This window comes from Meridianimarinicoccus aquatilis (genome assembly GCF_004358675.1).
GTDB classification, from domain to species: domain Bacteria; phylum Pseudomonadota; class Alphaproteobacteria; order Rhodobacterales; family Rhodobacteraceae; genus Meridianimarinicoccus; species Meridianimarinicoccus aquatilis.
On the sequence record NZ_SMZO01000020.1, the window covers coordinates 50,040 to 65,825 of the forward strand.

Here is a 15,786-nt window from a genome sequence, read left to right on the forward strand (position 1 = left end):
ACCCATGTCAGACGACCTGAACCCCGACCTGCGCCCCGACCCGCAGCCCGAGGATCGGGATCGCGCTCTGCGCCCACAAACTCTGGACGAGTTCACCGGTCAGGCAGAGGCACGCGCCAACCTGCGGGTGTTCATTCAAAGCGCCCGTCAGCGTGGCGAGGCGATGGATCACACGTTGTTCCACGGCCCGCCCGGGCTTGGCAAGACAACGCTGGCGCAGATCATTGCCCGCGAACTGGGTGTGAATTTTCGTATGACTTCAGGGCCGGTTCTGGCCAAGGCCGGGGATCTGGCGGCGATTCTGACCAACCTTGAAGCGCGCGATGTGCTGTTCATCGATGAAATCCACCGCCTGAACCCGGCGGTGGAAGAAGTGCTGTACCCAGCACTGGAAGATTATGAATTGGATCTGGTCATCGGCGAAGGCCCTGCCGCGCGGACCGTTCGGATCGAATTGCAACCTTTCACCCTGATTGGTGCCACCACGCGGCTTGGCCTTTTGACCACGCCGCTGCGCGACAGGTTCGGGATTCCAACACGGTTGAATTTTTATACCATCGACGAGTTGGACAAGATCGTGACGCGCGGTGCCCGGTTGATGGGGGTTCCCGCCGATCCAGCTGGCGCGCGGGAAATAGCGCGGCGCGCGCGGGGCACGCCGCGGATCGCGGGCCGACTTTTGCGTCGGGTGGTAGATTTCGCCGTGGTTGAAGGGGATGGGCGCATTGACCACGCCATCGCGGATAGCGCGCTGACCCGGCTGGGTGTGGACGATCTTGGCCTTGATGGAGCGGACCGGCGATACCTGAAGTTGATCGCGGACCATTATGGCGGCGGGCCTGTGGGGATTGAGACGTTGTCAGCGGCTCTGTCTGAAAGCCGGGATGCGCTTGAGGAAGTCATTGAGCCCTATTTGCTACAGCAGGGGTTGATCCAGCGAACCCCGCGAGGGCGGATGCTGGCGCAGGGAGCCTGGAGGCATCTTGGGCTCGACGCCCCTCGGCGGCCGCAGGACGATCTCTTTGGCGGAGGTTGAGCGAAGCCAGAGCCGGGGAACTCCCGCCCGTCGCACGCGCCTTTGCAAGCCGCTACTCCCGTTGGGCCCGGCGCGTCGCTTCGCGCCGCGCGGTCGGATTTTGGGGGCGATGATGTGGCTTGATGGCGGGGCTGCGTGGTTGCTCAGCCGAGATGTGCCGGGCATAAAGCCGTCATGCAAGACACATCCCTTTCTCCCGACGCCGTATCCGCGCTGTTTACCCGTACTGACGGCCAGTTTCTGTTTGCCCGGTGGGGTCGCCCTATCGTTCCGGTGATCTTCGGCGTAACAGAAGAAACGATCCCGGTTTTGAAGGGCGCGATCGAGGCCGTTGTAGCGTTGGCCGACCACAAGATGGCGGAAACTGACCCTGAACTGGGCGCGAACCTGATGGTGTTCTTTGTTCGCGACTGGTCAGAATTGACGGAAACGCCGAACCTTGACCGGATGATCCCCGACCTTGGTCCCTTGGTGGATCGACTTCAGACGGTGGGTGCCAATCAATATCGCATTTTCCGATTTGATGAAGATGGCGGAATAAAGGCGTGCTTTGTCTTTCTGCGGATGGATGCGCAGTTGGCGAGCCTTGATGCGGAGACGCTTGCGCTGACGCAGATGGTTCAATCTGTTCTGCTGTGGTCCGACGCAGCGTTTACCGAGCAGTCAGCGCTTGCCAAAACGCCGGGTGGCCGCGTGGTTTTGCGCCCGGAAATAGGGGCCTTGATCCGAGCAGCTTATGATCCAGTGCTGCCGCCCGCATCCGAAGATGCCAGCCACGCGCTGCGCCTGTTCGCACGTATGGCGGCGGCGCAATAGGGACTGGGCGTCGCGGTGTCAGACTGGAAGTTCAGTGGTGTCTTTGATATCGTCCATCACGAAACTTGCCGAGATTTCTGACACTGGAACCCGTGTTATCAGGCGCTGATAAAAATTATCATATTCTTTCATTGAGCCGATCCGCACCCGCAGGATGTAGTCGATATCGCCTGCCATTCTGTGGGCGCTCACGATTTCCGGCATGCTACGCACCGCGCGTTCGAATTTCGTTAGCCAGTCGGCGTCATGTTGGCTGGTGCGCAGCAAAACGAAGACGGACAAACCCATGCCAACCGCTTCGGGATCGACCAAGGCAACCCGGCGAGCGATCACGCCAGACGCTTCCAGCTGCTTGACCCGTCGCCAACAGGCGTTCCGCGACATGCCGACCGCCTCTGCAAGCGCGTCTGCGCTCAATCCGGCGTCTCGCTGCAGGGCTCGCAAGATACGGCGGTCTGTTTCGTCGATTGATAGTTCCATTTTCGGGAATTTATCCCAAAAAATTAGAAAAAGTAAGGAAAAATGGGAAACAATTGACTGCAGAATCGACGAATCTAGGGTCATCAACTTTTAACTGGAGGCAATCATGGCCACAGAAAGCACCGCCCCTCATGTCAAACCCGGCTTCTTCCGAAGCTTCGTGGACCATCCGGCAAGCGTTAACGAAACCTATGCTCAGCATGCGCGGTTTGCATTCGGCTTTTCTGCCAGTCTTTTCATGGCCGCGTTTGCTGCGCTGGTACATGCGTTGATCCCGCCATTGTTCGAGACAACGGCGAGCCGCAAGATCAAGGCGATCCATGCACAAATCGAAGCGCGTCATCCGCATGGCGAGCGTTTGGATGCTGATTGAAAGGACTGGGTGACAGGCCACAGTATCGCCGATGCTTGCACTTGGGCGGGTGATCGGGTTTTCCTGCGATGCACCTGTTGCTTTCGACCTCATCAAATCGGACGACCCCATGCATAGTCATTCAATCCGGGTTTACTACGAGGACACTGACCTTGCCGGAATCGTCTATTACGCCAATTACCTGAAGTTCATTGAACGAGCCCGGTCGGAGTTTTTACGCGAGATCGGCGTTGATCAAGTGGCGCTGAAGCGCGACGCGGGCGTTGTCTTTGCGGTTCGGCGTGTTGAAATCGACTATGTTGCGCCTGCGGTTTTCGATGACTTGTTGATCGTTGCAACTACGGTCACTCACATTGGTGGCGCGCGTGTGACTTTGCAGCAAAACGTGCTGCGGGGGGCCGATGTTCTTGTGCGATCCGTCGTGACGATCGCCGCCTTGCAAGAAAATGGCCGCCCGGCCCGGATGCCGCAAAACCTGCGCATTGCGATGGCGAAGGCTGGGGAATAAGCGCAATCAGTGCAGACACTTAACCGCTTGAACGCTGGGCTGTGTCGCCGGGCCGCGAAAAAGTGACCGCCTGCGCACACCGCGCAGCATGGCGCCGAATGCTTGATTGAGGTAATATCCCCTTAACAAATGCGGCAAAACCGCCGCGGGCAGACAGGCAAGCATATGGATCCGATAGATTTTTCCTTCTGGGCGCTGTTTGCGCGCGCCACCCTGACCGTAAAGCTGGTGATGATCTTGCTAATCGCATCGTCGGTTTGGTCTTGGGCGATCATTATTTCAAAACACCTTGCGTTCAGGTCTGCGCGCCGGGCTGCTGCGCGGTTTGACCGTGCTTTTTGGTCGGGTGAGCCGCTGGACGGGTTGTTTGCCGACTTGGTTGATAACCCGCGCACCGGCCCCGAACGGATTTTTGTGGCGGGGATGACAGAATGGCATCGGTCTTTGCGCAGCACCGGCGGGATGATCCCCGGGGCAACGGCGCGGATTGACCGTTCGCTTGACGTGTCAATCGCGCGTGAATCCGAGCGTTTGAACAAAGGGTTGACCGTGCTGGCGACGATTGGCTCTACGGCGCCTTTCGTTGGCCTTTTCGGCACCGTGTGGGGCATCATGCACGCGTTTGAGCAGATCGCGGTCAGCCAGAACACGTCGCTTGTGGTGGTCGCGCCGGGCATTGCCGAAGCGCTTTTGGCGACGGGGATCGGCCTGTTGGCGGCAATTCCGGCAGTTGTTTTCTATAACAAACTCACAACTGACAGCGGGCAGATCGTCGGCGGGTACGAAGTCTTTGCAGATGAATTCGCGACCCTCTTGTCGAGAGAGGCCGACGACTGATGGGCGCGCAATTATCAAGTTCAGGTCAGCCATCAGCACGCCGCGGACGCTCGCGCCGACGCCGCGCTGTTGCGCCCATGTCCGAGATCAACGTGACGCCCTTTGTGGATGTCATGTTGGTTTTGCTGGTGATTTTCATGGTTGCCGCGCCGCTAATGACCGTTGGGGTGCCAATCGAATTGCCAGAGACTGCGGCGACCTCATTGCCATCCAGCGAAGAAGAGCCCCTGACAGTGACGCTATTGCCAGACGGTCAGGTGATGATTCAGACGACCGAAGTTGCCCCAGCCGAGTTGGTGACGCGTTTGCAGGGCATTGCGGCTGAGCGCAGCGATGACCAGATTTATTTGCGCGCAGATGGGGGCATTTCCTATGCGCGCGTGATGCAGGTTATGGGGGCGCTGAACGCAGGCGGTTTTGGGAAGATCGGGCTTGTGACCGATCCGGGTGGGCCGCGTCTTGACGGCACTGACCCGGCGGATCAGTAGGGGTGCCGCTTGGATACCGGTCTTAAGGTTTCCCTTGGTGGCCACGCCGCCGTGCTGGCAATTGCCCTGGTGGGCTGGCCGTTCAGCGCTGCGCGGGATGCGGCGCCGCCCGAAGCGGTCAGCGTGACACTTGTCTCGGCGCAGGACTTTCCGTCCGTCGGCGGGATAGAGCCACCCGCCGCGCCCGAAATTGCCGATCAACTAGCCGCTTTGCCGCCCCCGGTGAGCGAGGATCCACCGCCGCAGGTGACGCAGCCCGATTCGGTGCCTGAGACATTTTCGGCACCACAAGCACCGCCCCCGCCAGTGGACAGGGTCGCGCCGGTTGCGCAGCCTGCGCCGCCAGAACCGGTGCGCGAAGGCGACCGTGTCCAGCCAGAAATCGTGGCAACGCCTGATCCGGCAGATCAGGCACTTGACGCAGAAGAGCAGGACGCGACGGCGCCAGAAGCTGCGGCGCCAGAGATCGTGACCGAAGCCACCGAGACATCAGAAGCGCCTGTCACGGCGCCGTCGCCACGCCCGCAAGCCCGCCCAAACCGCCCCGCGCCCGAAGTCGCAGACCTTCCGCCACCCGATCCAGAGCCCGCGCCGGACCTGGTTCAAGAGCCGACGCCGCCAGCCCAGCCGCAACCAGACCAGGTACAAGACGCGGTCGCTGCGGCCCTTGCCGAAGCGCTTGGTGCACAGACGCAAAGCGCCACGCCGTCTGGTCAGGCCGGCGGCCCTCCGCTTAGCCAAGGCGAACGGGACGGGCTGCGCGTTGCGGTCAGCCGGTGTTGGAACTTTGGGGCTCTTGGGACCGATGCGGCAAAGGTCACTGTTGTGGTGGGCATGGACATGGCACTGGACGGCACCGCGTCAAACCTGCGATTGGTGTCGCAAACCGGGGGATCGGCAGGGGCGGCGCAGCAAGCCTATGACGCGGCGCGGCGCGCTGTTCTACGCTGTCAGCCCTTCAGCCTTCCTGCCGAAAAGTATGACCAGTGGCGCACCATCGAGATGACGTTCAACCCAGACGAAATGCGGAGAAGATGATGACAACCCGTTTGCTTCTGGCGCTCGCCGCCTGCCTGTTGGGAATCGCCCCAATCTCGGCCGTTGCCCAAAACGGCCCGTTGCGCATCGAGATCACCGAAGGCGTGATCGAACCGCTTCCTATCGCGATTGCCCCGTTCTTGACCGAAGGGGCCGCGCAGTCACTGGCCGATGATATCACCGCCGTCATCAAAGCTGATCTTGAAGGGTCCGGGTTGTTTCGGGCGATTTCTCCCAATTCATTTATTTCGCCGATCACCAGTTTTGACAGCCCGGTGCAGTATGCGGATTGGAAGGCGATCAACGCGCAGGGCCTTGTGACCGGGGCGGTTTCTGTGACCGGCGACAGGATTACTGTGAAGTTCCGGCTGTTCGATGTCTTCTCGGAAGCGGCGCTTGGCGATGGTCTGCAATTCTCCGGCTCTGGCGACTCGTGGCGCCGTCTGGCGCACAAGGTGGCGGACCAAGTGTATTCCCGCATCACGGGCGAGGGCGGCTATTTTGACAGCCGCGTTGTGTTCGTGTCCGAAACCGGTCCGAAAGACGCTCGCGACAAGCGGCTCGCGGTCATGGATTACGATGGCGCGAACGTGGCGTATCTGACCGGGGCGGGCACGCTTGTTCTTGCGCCGCGCATATCGCGTGATGGCGGGCAAGTTCTTTTTACATCCTATGACAGCGGGTTTCCCCGCATCACCATTCTGGACACAGGCACGTTGCAAACGCGCGCATTAGAGAACCAGCCAGACAGCATGACCTTTTCGCCGCGCTTTTCGCCCAATGGCAGCACAGTGCTGTTTTCGCTGTCTCAAGGGGGGAATACAGACCTTTACAGTATGCCGGTCTCTGGCGGGGCTTCCACACGCTTGACACAAGCGCCGTCGATTGAAACTGCCCCGAGTTATAGCCCGGATGGCGGGCAAATCGTGTTTGAAAGCGACCGCTCGGGCAGTCAGCAGCTTTACATCATGCCTGCAAACGGCGGAGAGGCGCGGCGGATCAGCTTTGGTCCGGGACGCTACGGATCGCCGGTTTGGTCGCCGCGCGGTGACCTAATTGCCTTCACCAAGCAAAATCAGGGACGATTCCACATTGGGGTAATGCGGACGGACGGGTCAGAAGAACGCTTGCTGACTGCGTCGTTCCTTGACGAAGGGCCCACTTGGGCGCCCAACGGCCGAGTCGTGATGTTCACCCGCGAAACGGCGGGGGCGGGCGGCGCGCCTGCGCTCTATTCCGTCGATATCACGGGGCGGAACCTCAAGCCTGTGCCGACACCGGGCGCGGCGTCGGATCCGGCTTGGTCGCCGCTTCTTGATTGAGGGCAGTTGCAACCCCTGCGCTGGATGTTAGCCTTGGCGCAGTTTTATTCAGGAGGCTGACCAGCCTATGTACCGTTTGAGCACCCTTATTATCCTTTGCGCCGGGTTGGCGCTGTCGGCTTGTACCGACCGCTTCGGTGGCGCGGTTCCGGCAGACGGCGTAGCTGGATCCAATGCTGATCCTTCGTCGCCGGCATATTTTCAGCAATCCGTTGGGGACCGCGTCCTCTTCGCTGTTGATGAAAGTACGCTCAACGCGGCGGCACGGGCCACACTGACCGAGCAGGCGAAGTGGCTGCAAGCCAATCAAATGTTCACAGCAGTGATCGAAGGGCATGCAGACGAACAGGGTACGCGTGAATACAACTTGGCGCTTGGGGCAAGGCGCGCGAGCGCCGCGCGGGAGTTCTTGATTTCGCAAGGCGTAGCAAGTTCGCGTCTGCGTGTTCTGACCTATGGCAAAGAACGGCCATTGGAAGTCTGCTCGACCGAGGTGTGCTATTCCAATAACCGCCGGGCTGTCACGGTGCTGGCAACTGGTGTCGGCGCATGAGACTTGTCGCGATTGGCTTTGCGATCTTAGTCGGTTTTCCGGCGATCGCGCAGGACCGGGCCGCAACCTTGGCCGACATTCGCCAGCAAATAACAGTCTTCGAAGTGGACTTGCAGCAACTCCGCCGTGAACTTTCGACAACCGGAACCGCGATGGAAGGTGGGGCGAGTGTTCAGGGTGGGCCAATTGAACGGCTCGATTCCATCGAGGGGGAATTGCGCCGCCTGACTGCGGTCACTGAAGAGCTGGAGTTCCGTATCGGACGGGTTGTTGAGGACGGCACCAACAGGATTGATGATCTGAAGTTTCGCCTGACCGAACTGGAAGGCGGGGATATTGCCCAAATTCCGCCAACTGAACCGCTTGGCGGCGGTGCATTGCCCGTGCCGGTTTCGCCGATCCCGCCCCCCAGCGATGCGCCCGAGCTTGCCATTGGAGAGCAAGCTGATTTCGACGCGGCGATGACCCTGACCGAAGACGGCACACCAGCCGATGCTTTGGCGGCGTTCGATGGGTTTGTCAGTACCTACCCGCGCAGCCCGCTTGCGCCGGAAGCTCATCTCTTTCGTGGCGACATGCTGATCGAATTGGGCAATCAGGCACAGGCAGGGCGCGCCTATCTGGAAAGCTATACACTGGCCGAGATCGGTAACCCCGGTCTCGCCGCCGAAGCTTTGTACAAACTGGGCGGCACATTGGCCGAGCTTGGTCAAACGCCAGAGGCTTGCGTCGCACTCGGGCAGGTTCCGGCACGCTTCCCTGGCACAACGGCGGCAGAGCAGGCGCAAACCGCGCTGGCGGGGCTGACCTGCCCGTGACACTGGCTGCGGCGTTGGCCGCGGCCTTGGCGCGGGACCTTCCGGCAGGAATTGACCGGCTGGGGGTTGCGGTGTCGGGCGGCGGCGATTCGGTCGCTCTTATGGTGCTGCTTGCGGACTGGGCCAAGACCAGCGGGCTTCAGATCGAAGTGGCGACTGTGGACCATGGGTTGCGTGCTGAGGCTGCCGCCGAGGCGGCAACCGTTGCCCAACAGGCGGCCGCTTTGGGTCTTAATCAGGCGACGCTGAAACTGAACCACGCTTTGCCACCCGGCAATGTTCAAGCCAACGCTCGGGCTGCGCGGTTTGAACTTTTGACTGACTGGGCCGCTGCCCGTCAGTTGCCTGCGGTTTGCCTTGCTCACACAATGGAAGATCAGGCCGAGACGTTCTTGTTGCGTCTCGGGCGGGGGTCCGGTGTGGACGGTCTGGCAGGGATGGCCTCGGTACGGCGTGCGCCCGATGATGGGCCGCTATGGTTGCGGCCTTTGTTAGACGTAAGGCGCGAAACGCTCCGTGCGTTCCTGCGTGCACGGGGTGTCGATTGGATTGATGACCCCAGCAACACCGACACACGATTTGATCGCGTACGTGTGCGTCAGAGCCTATCTGCCGGGGAATTCGGGCAAATCGATGTGCCAACCTTGGCGGAAACAGCCCACAGGTTGGGCGCGGCGAAAAGGGTTTTGTGCCAGGCGGCCTACGACGCTGCAAAAGACATCCTGAGTGTGGAACAAGGTAGCATTGGTTTGGACTCGGCGCGTTTCTCCGCGTTGCCCGATGACACGCGCTGGCGTTTGTTGTCGGCGGCGTTGTGCCGGGTCGGGGGGCATATCTATCGCCCACGGTTGAAATCCCTGCACCGCGCTGAGCGTGCGATTGCAGAGCGCCGTCGCCACGCATTGTCCGGGTGCATCATCGCAGTAAAACAAGGCCAAATCTGGGTGGACCGGGAGCCATCCGCGTTGGCGGCCAAGCGCGGACCCGTACCCGGCGTCTGGGATGGGCGCTGGTACATCGAAGGCCCCCACCGCGACGACTTGCATATGGCAATGCTCGGACCGCAGGGTTTGGCGCAGCGTCCCGGTTGGCGCGACGCCGGATTGCGCCGCTCGGCGATTCTTACGGTGCCGGGGATTTGGCGTGGGGATACGCTTGTTGCAGCGCCGAGCCTGCCGGAAAGCATGATTGGCGCACCAGACTGGCGCTGTTTGCCCGTTTGGGATAAGATTAGTGCCTGTGCGGACCACTGCCCGGATTGAACATCGCGCTGCGATGGCTATGTCTAACCAAAGCCATGCGGAGCCGTCCGCAGACCAATAAGGAGACCCCCCTTGGGAAACGCTCGTAACATCGCCTTCTGGGTCGTATTGTTCCTGCTCATACTCGCGCTGTTCAACCTGTTCAGCGGCGGCCAGTCGACGATGTCGTCACGCTCACTCAGCTATTCGGAATTCGTGCAGCGTGTTGACGCTGGCGACGTGAGCAGCGTCACGCTTGACGGTGAAAAGGTCATGTTCCGGGGGAGCGATGGGCAAGACTATGTCACAATCGTGCCGCAAGGGACCGAAGTGACTGAACGCCTGATCAACAATGACGTGACCGTCAATGCACGTCCGCAAGAACAGTCCGGTTTCACAACCCTGTTGATGACATTCCTGCCGTTCTTGCTGCTGATTGGTGTCTGGATCTATTTCATGAACCGGATGCAAGGGGGCGGCAAAGGCGGGGCGATGGGCTTTGGCAAGTCCAAGGCGAAATTGCTGACAGAGAAGCATGGCCGCGTCACGTTTGACGACGTCGCCGGTATCGACGAAGCCAAGGAAGAGCTTGAGGAAATCGTCGAATTCCTGCGCAATCCGCAGAAATTTTCGCGTCTTGGCGGCAAGATCCCCAAAGGAGCGCTTTTGGTGGGTCCTCCGGGGACTGGTAAGACACTGCTGGCCCGTGCCATCGCGGGTGAAGCTGGCGTGCCGTTCTTCACTATCTCAGGTTCTGATTTTGTCGAAATGTTCGTTGGCGTCGGCGCAAGCCGTGTGCGCGATATGTTCGAACAAGCAAAGAAGAACGCACCCTGTATTGTCTTTATCGACGAAATCGATGCGGTGGGCCGGTCCCGCGGTGTCGGCTATGGCGGCGGCAATGACGAGCGGGAACAGACGCTGAACCAGCTTCTGGTCGAGATGGATGGTTTCGAGGCGAATGAAGGCATCATCATTGTTGCCGCGACCAACCGCCCTGACGTGCTTGACCCTGCGCTGCTGCGCCCAGGCCGCTTTGACCGCCAGGTTCAGGTGCCAAATCCCGACATCAAGGGCCGCGAGCGGATTTTGGGTGTGCATGCCCGTAAGGTGCCTCTTGGTCCCAATGTGGATTTGCGCATCATCGCCCGAGGCACGCCGGGTTTCTCGGGCGCCGATCTGGCGAACCTTGTGAACGAATCAGCGTTGATGGCGGCCCGCATCGGGCGGCGTTTTGTGACCATGGAAGATTTCGAAAGCGCCAAGGACAAGGTCATGATGGGCGCAGAGCGTCGATCGATGGTGATGAGCGAGGATGAGAAAAAGCTGACGGCCTATCACGAAGCCGGACACGCCGTTGTTGGGCTTTATGTGCCGCAGCACGACCCGATCCACAAAGCGACGATCATCCCGCGCGGGCGCGCTTTGGGTTTGGTTATGTCACTGCCGGAGCGGGACCAGCTGTCTGTCAGCTACACCAAGTACAAATCCAAGATCGCCATGGCGATGGGCGGCAAAGTGGCCGAAGAGCTTGTGTTTGGCAAAGAAAACGTGACCTCTGGTGCAGCATCGGACATTCAGCAAGTGTCGAAAATTGCGCGTGCAATGGTGACTCAGTTCGGGTTTTCGGATGGGTTGGGCAATATCGACTATGCCAACCAGCAAGAAAGCTACCTTGGGTCGTATCAAGGGTCGTCGAGCAATTCGCCGGATACGCAAAAACTGATTGATGCCGAAGTCCGCAAGTTGGTGGATGAAGGGTATGAAACAGCCAAGCGCGTATTGACTGATCACGCTGATGAACATCACCGTTTGGCCGAAGCGCTTCTTGAATACGAAACGTTGACTGGCTCCGAGATCACCAAGGTCATGGCGGGCGAACCCTTGAACCGTGGCGATGACGAAGATGACACGCCATCGGGCAATGTGTCGTCCATCACGTCGATGCCAAAAACGAAGACCAAGGCGAAGTCCAAGCCATCTGACGATGGTGCGTCCGATCCAGAACCGGAACCCTCTGCCTGATTTTCGTGACGTATTTTAGGAAACGGCCCTGCATCGCGGGGCCGTTTTCGTTTTGAGCCTCTCAAACACCTCTGATTTTCGAAGCCTTTGCACAAGTGATCCGTGACATGTTCTGTCGGCGGGCGTGCGCCGATTTCCGTCATGACCTTTGACATGATGCACTGAACTTGCTGCCGTGGCCCCCCCCTTCGCTCTGGGTTCCATGTGTTGCGCGAATTGCTTGGGCCCTGTGCGCCGCAAGAAGGCCGTATTCTGTCGTGTTTCGCTGTGCGACCCTGCGCTGAGCTGCCACCATAGGTAGGGAAGTTCCGGCAAAGTCCGGGTGGAGGAGCGAACATGACAGGCCATTCAGACATCGACATCGCACGTGCGGCAACCAAGGCACCGATACAGCAGATCGGAGCAAGCCTTGGCATACCGCATGAAGCGCTTTTGCCATTTGGACACGACAAGGCAAAAATTTCGGCCGAGTTCATCAAAGGGCTCGCCGCGCGACCAGATGGGCGGCTGATTTTGGTCACGGCAATCAACCCGACCCCTGCCGGGGAAGGGAAGACCACGACGACCGTGGGGCTTGGCGATGGTTTGAAGGCAATTGGCAAGAAGGCGGCGATCTGCATTCGTGAAGCCTCTCTTGGTCCGTGTTTCGGGATGAAGGGGGGGGCTGCGGGGGGCGGCTACGCGCAGGTGGTCCCTATGGAGGATATAAACCTGCACTTCACGGGGGATTTCCACGCCATCACAAGCGCGCATAATCTTCTGTCAGCGATGATCGACAATCACATCTATTGGGGCAATGCACTTGGGATTGACGCTCGGCGTATCGTTTGGCGCAGGGTGCTTGATATGAATGACAGGGCCCTGCGCGATGTGGTGACCTCGCTCGGCGGGGTGGCAAACGGGTTTCCCCGGCAGACCGGCTTCGACATAACGGTGGCGTCCGAAGTGATGGCCATCTTGTGCCTGTCCACGGATCTGGCCGACTTGCAAAGGCGTTTGGGCGATATCATTGTCGCCTATACCCGTGACAAGACCGCCATCACCGCTCGGGATATAAAGGCGGATGGCGCTATGACAGTGCTGTTGCAACAGGCGGTGCAGCCGAACCTTGTTCAAACACTGGAACAGACGCCGGCCTTTGTGCATGGCGGGCCTTTCGCCAATATTGCGCATGGGTGCAATTCGGTTTTGGCGACCAAGACTGCTTTGAAACTGGCCGATTACGTGGTCACCGAAGCAGGGTTCGGGGCCGATCTTGGGGCTGAGAAATTTCTGAACATCAAATGTCGCAAAGCGGGCCTTTCCCCCGATTGCGTGGTCTTGGTTGCGACGATCCGGGCGTTGAAGATGAACGGCGGCGTTACCAAGGCGGATCTTGCAGCCGAAGATGTGGACGCCGTGCATGCGGGATGCGCAAATCTTGCCCGCCATCTTGAGAACCTGAACGCATTTGGTGTGCCTGTTGTCGTGGCCATCAACCATTTCGACGGGGATAGCGCGGCTGAGGTCGATGCTGTTCAGACCCGCGTGACAGAGTTGGGGGGCGAGGCGATCTTGTGCCGTCATTGGGCCGAGGGATCAGCGGGGGTGACTGATCTGGCAAGCCGTGTTGCCGCGCTTGCCGACGGTGGTTCTGCGAATTTCACCCCGTTGTACCCTGATGAAATGAGCCTGCTTGATAAAATCGAAACCATCGCGATGCGGATCTATCGCGCTGACAGCGTCGTGGTGGACGACTCAGTTCGTCGCCAGTTGGCAGAGTGGGAAGAGGCGGGATTTGGGCACTTGCCGGTCTGTATGGCGAAAACGCAATACAGCTTCACAACCGACCCAACAGCGCGCGGCGCCCCCTCCGGCTTCACACTTCCTGTGCGCGAAGTCCGCCTGAGCGCAGGGGCAGGGTTCGTGGTGGTGATTTGCGGCGATATCATGACAATGCCCGGCCTGCCACGCGTTCCGGCTGCGGAGGCAATCGGCCTGAACAGCGATGGTTTCATAGAAGGGCTGTTCTAACGTGCGCGCCACGTGGCCTTGTCTTGGCGCAGCGGTTAGGATCGCGCGGCAACCAGACGGAGAAGCCAATGACCACGCCGGAAGACTGCGCCACCATGAGCGATCTCAGGGACTTGATTGATCGCATAGACAAGGACATCGTTGGGCTTTTGGCGCTGCGGCAGGACTGCATCGACCGGGCGGCAGTTCTCAAGGTCAGCGAAGGATTACCTGCGCGGATTCCCAGCCGGGTTGAAGACGTCGTTTCGCGGGTGCGTAAGGCGGCTGTGGCGCAGGGCGCTGATCCAGATCTGACCGAGGCTCTCTGGCGGCAGATGATCGAATGGTCTATTTCCCGCGAAGAAGTTGCCTTGGGACAAAGTACAAAAGGGATTACTTGATGAGTGGTTTGCTTATTGACGGCAAGGGTTTTGCGTCTGGTCTTCGTGATCGGGTTGGATTGGCTGTTTCGGGGTTGTCGGCGGCTGGTATTGTGCCGGGTCTTGCGGTTGTTTTGGTGGGCGAGGATCCTGCCAGTCAGGTCTATGTCCGGTCCAAAGGGCGCCAGACGGTTGAGGCCGGGATGCGGAGTTTTGAGCATCGCTTGCCGGACACGTGCTCTCAGACAGAACTTTTGGCTCTGGTTGCCCAGCTGAATGCGGATGCGTCGGTGCATGGCATTCTGGTGCAGTTGCCTTTGCCAGCTCAAATCGATGCGGCGGCGGTGATCGAAGCGATTGATCCGGCCAAGGATGTGGACGGGTTTCATCCCGTGAACGCGGGTCGGCTGGCCACCGGGCAGGACGCGTTGGTGCCTTGCACGCCGCTGGGCTGCCTGCTGATGTTGCGCGATCAGCTTGGCGATTTGTCGGGTCTTGAGGCGGTCGTGATCGGCCGATCCAATATCGTGGGCAAACCCATGGCACAGCTTTTACTGCGCGAGAGTTGCACGGTGACGGTGGCCCATTCGCGCACCCGCGATCTGCCCGGAACGGTCCGCCGGGCCGATATCGTGGTGGCTGCGGTGGGCCGTCCGCGCATGGTAACTGGTGACTGGATCAAACCCGGCGCGACGGTGATTGACGTGGGCATCAACCGTGTTCCGGCGCCGGACAAGGGCGAGGGGGCAACGCGGCTTGTTGGTGATTGCGACTTTGACAGTTGCGCGGCGGTGGCCGGGGCGATCACGCCGGTGCCGGGTGGGGTCGGTCCGATGACCATTGCCTGCCTTCTGGCCAACACGGTGGTCGCCGCGGCGCGCGCCCATGGGCAGCCTGTGCCGGACGGGCTGACCTGAGCCTGATTTTCCATCCTGAACAGAAAGTACTCCTGCCGTGTCCAAATTTGCCCTGACGATCCAATCCCGATCCACGCGCGGCCTTGTGGCTGCTATCGCTGGATACCTGTCCGAGCATGGCTGCAACATCACCGACAGTGCGCAGTTCGATGATCTTGAAAGCGGTACCTTTTTCATGCGGATGAGCTTTTCTGCCGAGACGGGGGCAGAGCTTGGCGCGCTGGCCGAGGGGTTTGCCGCGGTGGCGGAGCCGTTCGGGATGGACTACGCGTTTCACGACGAAGCGGCGCGGATGAAGGTGATCATCATGGTGTCGCGGTTCGGGCACTGCCTGAACGATCTGCTGTATCGCTGGCGGATCGGGGCGCTTCCGATTGATATCGTTGCGGTGATCTCCAACCACATGGATTACCAGAAAGTGGTGGTGAACCATGATATCCCGTTCCACTGCATCAAGGTCACGAAAGAGAACAAGCCCCAGGCAGAGGCGCGCATGATGGATGTGGTGGAAGAGACGGGGGCGGACCTGATCGTGCTGGCGCGGTACATGCAGATCCTCAGCGATGCGATGTGCCGCAAGATGTCGGGGCGGATCATCAATATTCACCACTCGTTCCTGCCCAGCTTCAAGGGGGCGAACCCGTACAAGCAGGCCTATGAGCGGGGGGTCAAGCTGATCGGGGCGACGTCGCATTACGTGACCAGCGATCTGGATGAGGGCCCGATCATCGAGCAGGACACGGTGCGGGTGACCCACGCGCAAAGCGCAGAGGATTACGTGAGCCTTGGACGGGACGTGGAAAGCCAGGTGCTTGCCCGTGCGGTGCATGCGCATATCCACAAGCGAGTGCTGTTGAACGGAAACAAGACGGTGGTCTTCCCCGCCAGTCCGGGAAGCTACGCCAGCGAACGCATGGGGTAGAGCGCAAGGCAAGGGAGGCTCCCGCCCGTCTTCGACATCA

General features: G+C 60.0%; 17 protein-coding genes. 16 read left to right on the forward strand and 1 reads right to left on the reverse strand.

The features are described from left to right. Positions 1 to 4: 4 nt before the first annotated feature. A complete protein-coding gene (gene ruvB / locus E2L05_RS10495) occupies positions 5 to 1,036 on the forward strand; it encodes a Holliday junction branch migration DNA helicase RuvB (protein WP_133342862.1) in 1,032 nt (343 codons plus the stop codon). A gap of 174 nt (positions 1,037 to 1,210) precedes the next feature. Further along, a complete protein-coding gene (locus E2L05_RS10500) occupies positions 1,211 to 1,852 on the forward strand; it encodes a hypothetical protein (protein WP_133342863.1) in 642 nt (213 codons plus the stop codon). Positions 1,853 to 1,870: 18 nt separating this feature from the next. On the opposite strand, the gene E2L05_RS10505 is transcribed toward E2L05_RS10500, so the two are convergent. Then, positions 1,871 to 2,332, reverse strand: coding sequence for an Lrp/AsnC family transcriptional regulator (locus tag E2L05_RS10505; protein WP_133342864.1), 462 nt, complete (start codon positions 2,330 to 2,332; stop codon positions 1,871 to 1,873). A gap of 106 nt (positions 2,333 to 2,438) precedes the next feature. Here E2L05_RS10505 and E2L05_RS10510 point away from each other — a divergent pair, with 106 nt between their 5' ends. The 14 genes from E2L05_RS10510 (at position 2,439) to purU (ending at position 15,746) form a co-directional block, all read left to right on the forward strand. Then, positions 2,439 to 2,705, forward strand: coding sequence for a DUF6356 family protein (locus E2L05_RS10510; RefSeq protein ID WP_133342865.1), 267 nt, complete (start codon positions 2,439 to 2,441; stop codon positions 2,703 to 2,705). A 109-nt stretch (positions 2,706 to 2,814) separates the two neighbouring features. Next, positions 2,815 to 3,213 (forward strand): tol-pal system-associated acyl-CoA thioesterase, encoded by a 399-nt coding sequence (gene ybgC / locus E2L05_RS10515; RefSeq protein WP_133342866.1) that lies wholly within the window; start codon positions 2,815 to 2,817, stop codon positions 3,211 to 3,213. 165 nt (positions 3,214 to 3,378) lie between these two features. Further along, positions 3,379 to 4,050, forward strand: a complete 672-nt coding sequence (tolQ, locus tag E2L05_RS10520) for a protein TolQ (RefSeq protein WP_133342867.1) — start codon at positions 3,379 to 3,381, stop codon at positions 4,048 to 4,050. Next, entirely contained in the window at positions 4,050 to 4,538 is a 489-nt protein-coding gene (gene tolR, locus E2L05_RS10525; protein WP_133342868.1) for a protein TolR, read from the forward strand. The genes tolQ and tolR overlap by 1 nt, the downstream gene beginning before the upstream one ends. A 9-nt stretch (positions 4,539 to 4,547) precedes the next feature. Beyond that, positions 4,548 to 5,576 (forward strand): energy transducer TonB, encoded by a 1,029-nt coding sequence (locus E2L05_RS10530; protein WP_133342869.1) that lies wholly within the window; start codon positions 4,548 to 4,550, stop codon positions 5,574 to 5,576. Further along, positions 5,573 to 6,898: a Tol-Pal system beta propeller repeat protein TolB gene (gene tolB, locus E2L05_RS10535; RefSeq protein WP_394346550.1), complete on the forward strand. Its 1,326-nt coding sequence runs from the start codon at positions 5,573 to 5,575 to the stop codon at positions 6,896 to 6,898. Before E2L05_RS10530 ends, tolB begins: the two co-directional genes overlap by 4 nt. A gap of 67 nt (positions 6,899 to 6,965) precedes the next feature. Beyond that, entirely contained in the window at positions 6,966 to 7,451 is a 486-nt protein-coding gene (gene pal, locus E2L05_RS10540) for a peptidoglycan-associated lipoprotein Pal (RefSeq protein ID WP_133342871.1), read from the forward strand. After that, positions 7,448 to 8,269 carry a tetratricopeptide repeat protein gene (locus E2L05_RS10545; protein WP_133342872.1) on the forward strand — a complete coding sequence of 274 codons (822 nt, stop codon included), beginning with the start codon at positions 7,448 to 7,450 and terminating at the stop codon, positions 8,267 to 8,269. The genes pal and E2L05_RS10545 overlap by 4 nt, the downstream gene beginning before the upstream one ends. Then, complete coding sequence (tilS, locus tag E2L05_RS10550; protein WP_133342873.1) at positions 8,266 to 9,531, forward strand: tRNA lysidine(34) synthetase TilS; 1,266 nt, start codon at positions 8,266 to 8,268, stop codon at positions 9,529 to 9,531. Before E2L05_RS10545 ends, tilS begins: the two co-directional genes overlap by 4 nt. A 72-nt stretch (positions 9,532 to 9,603) precedes the next feature. Next, positions 9,604 to 11,535 carry an ATP-dependent zinc metalloprotease FtsH gene (gene ftsH, locus E2L05_RS10555; protein ID WP_133342874.1) on the forward strand — a complete coding sequence of 644 codons (1,932 nt, stop codon included), beginning with the start codon at positions 9,604 to 9,606 and terminating at the stop codon, positions 11,533 to 11,535. A gap of 336 nt (positions 11,536 to 11,871) precedes the next feature. Beyond that, positions 11,872 to 13,548, forward strand: a complete 1,677-nt coding sequence (locus tag E2L05_RS10560) for a formate--tetrahydrofolate ligase (RefSeq protein ID WP_133342875.1) — start codon at positions 11,872 to 11,874, stop codon at positions 13,546 to 13,548. A gap of 68 nt (positions 13,549 to 13,616) precedes the next feature. After that, a complete protein-coding gene (locus E2L05_RS10565) occupies positions 13,617 to 13,928 on the forward strand; it encodes a chorismate mutase (RefSeq protein WP_133342876.1) in 312 nt (103 codons plus the stop codon). After that, the gene (folD, locus tag E2L05_RS10570) at positions 13,928 to 14,824 is read left to right on the forward strand and encodes a bifunctional methylenetetrahydrofolate dehydrogenase/methenyltetrahydrofolate cyclohydrolase FolD (protein WP_133342877.1); all 897 of its coding nucleotides are present in this window, start codon (positions 13,928 to 13,930) and stop codon (positions 14,822 to 14,824) included. Before E2L05_RS10565 ends, folD begins: the two co-directional genes overlap by 1 nt. A gap of 37 nt (positions 14,825 to 14,861) precedes the next feature. Next, positions 14,862 to 15,746 carry a formyltetrahydrofolate deformylase gene (gene purU, locus E2L05_RS10575; protein WP_133341314.1) on the forward strand — a complete coding sequence of 295 codons (885 nt, stop codon included), beginning with the start codon at positions 14,862 to 14,864 and terminating at the stop codon, positions 15,744 to 15,746. The last annotated feature ends 40 nt before the right edge of the window (positions 15,747 to 15,786 follow it).